Source organism: Salinicola endophyticus (genome assembly GCF_003206575.1).
Taxonomy (GTDB): Bacteria; Pseudomonadota; Gammaproteobacteria; order Pseudomonadales; family Halomonadaceae; genus Salinicola; species Salinicola endophyticus.
Map to the genome: position 1 here is coordinate 1 of NZ_PZJO01000018.1, position 1,707 is coordinate 1,707.

Genomic DNA, 1,707 nt, shown 5'->3' on the forward strand with positions numbered 1-1,707 from the left:
GACCGCCACCGGGGCATCGTTGGTGCCAGTGACTGTCACGGTCAACGTCGAGGTGGCCGTACCCCCCTGACCATCGCTGACGGTGTAGCTGACTTGAGTGGTGTCTTGTTGACCCGCGGCCAGACGGTCGAACGCCGCTCCCGGATTGAAGCTGTAGGAGCCGTCGGCGTTGAGGGTGAAGGTGCCACCATTGGAGCCGACGATCGCCTGTCCTACGCTACCCGCTACGCCATTGACTGCACTGACGCTCAGGGTGTCGCCGTCGACATCGCTGTCGTTGGCCAGCACACCTTGGGCGGCGGGCACATCGAGGATGGCATTCTCCCCCGTGCTGCCGGTATCGACGGCCGCCACCGGCGCATCGTTCACCGGCGTCACGAGCAACGTGACCGTTGCCGTGTCACTGCCCCCCTGGCCATCGCTGATCGTGTACTCAAACGTGGCGGGGCCGTTGTAGTTGGCTTCCGGCGTGAAGACGATGGCCCCATCGGCGAACGAGACGCTACCGTGGCTGGCATTACCGACACTCGTGACGCTCAGCGTATCGCCTTCGACGTCGGTGTCATTGGCGAGCAGATCGCCAGGACGCAGGTAGATCGCCGTATCTTCCGCGGTCGTCAGCGGGGAATCGACGACAAAGTCGCCGAGTGGTGAGTATTCGCCATCACCGAACTTCAGCTCGGGCTGGAAGATCGCTTGCTCACCTTGATCCCAGTAGACGATCTCGATGGCATGCGTACCGCCCTGATCCACCGTGAAGCTGTGCTCGTTGGTCGCTGGGCTTTGATTGTGATCGACCGTGGCCACCGGTTTGCCATCGATCTTCACCTGATAGCCATCATCCGAAAGGATCTTGAACGAGTAGCTACCTGCCTGCAGCTCGACGACGCCTCGCATCCGCAGGATGGCATCGGTACCCGTCGCCGGCGTCTCCGTGCTCAATGAATCGGCATCTACACCGAGGAAGGACTTCAGATTGTCGGGGTTAGCCAGATTGCCGCTGATGTAATTGTAGAACAGCGAGCTTGCCACGAAGGTCGCATCGGGCGTGCCTTTCTCGTCGATAAAGGCCTGAGCCTGAGACACACTCGAAAGATTCGGGCCATCGGCGTCAGCGCCTTCTTGATAGGCGAAATACTCTGAGTAAAGCCCACCAAGATTGCCATATGTGGTGTAGCTATCGTCGTTCGCCACCGGGGCATCGTTGGTGCCGGTCACCTTGATGGTTACCGTCTGCGGTTCACTCACCCCACCGTCATTGTCAGTCGCGGTGTAGGCAAATGAGACGTTGCGGCTCTCACCCGCCTTCAGGCTGTCGAAGTCTGTGCCCGGGTTGAAGGTATAGCTACCGTCACTGTTGAAGCTGAGGCTACCGTTGCCCTGCCCCACATCCGTGGCGAGCTGATAGCTGGACACCGTGCCGTCGACATCGGTCGCNNAGCGACCGGCAGATCGTTGGTGCCGGTCACCGTCACGGTCAGGGTGGCAGTATCGGTGCCGCCCTGACCGTCACTGACGGTGTAACCGATCTGAGTAGTATCCGTTTGCCCTACGGCCAGGCGATCGAACGCCGTGCCCGGATTGAAGCTGTAGCTGCCGTCGGCGTTGAGGGTGAAGGTGCCACCATTGGAGCCGGTGATCGCCTGCCCCACGCTGCCTGCCACGCCATTGACCGCGCTGACGCTCAGGGTGCCGCCATCGACATCG

The 1,707-nt window shown here is 61.2% G+C and carries 2 protein-coding genes; both read right to left on the reverse strand.

All coding sequences use genetic code 11. From position 1 onward, the window contains the following. Window positions 1-1,416, reverse strand: a 1,416-nt coding sequence (locus DOM66_RS19345; RefSeq protein ID WP_157959110.1) for an Ig-like domain-containing protein, incomplete at its 3' end; no start/stop codon positions are given. Further along, the gene (locus DOM66_RS19350; protein ID WP_455431025.1) at window positions 1,308-1,664 is read right to left on the reverse strand and encodes an Ig-like domain-containing protein; all 357 of its coding nucleotides are present in this window, start codon (window positions 1,662-1,664) and stop codon (window positions 1,308-1,310) included. The genes DOM66_RS19350 and DOM66_RS19345, both read right to left, overlap by 109 nt. Between the last annotated feature and the right edge of the window lie 43 nt (window positions 1,665-1,707).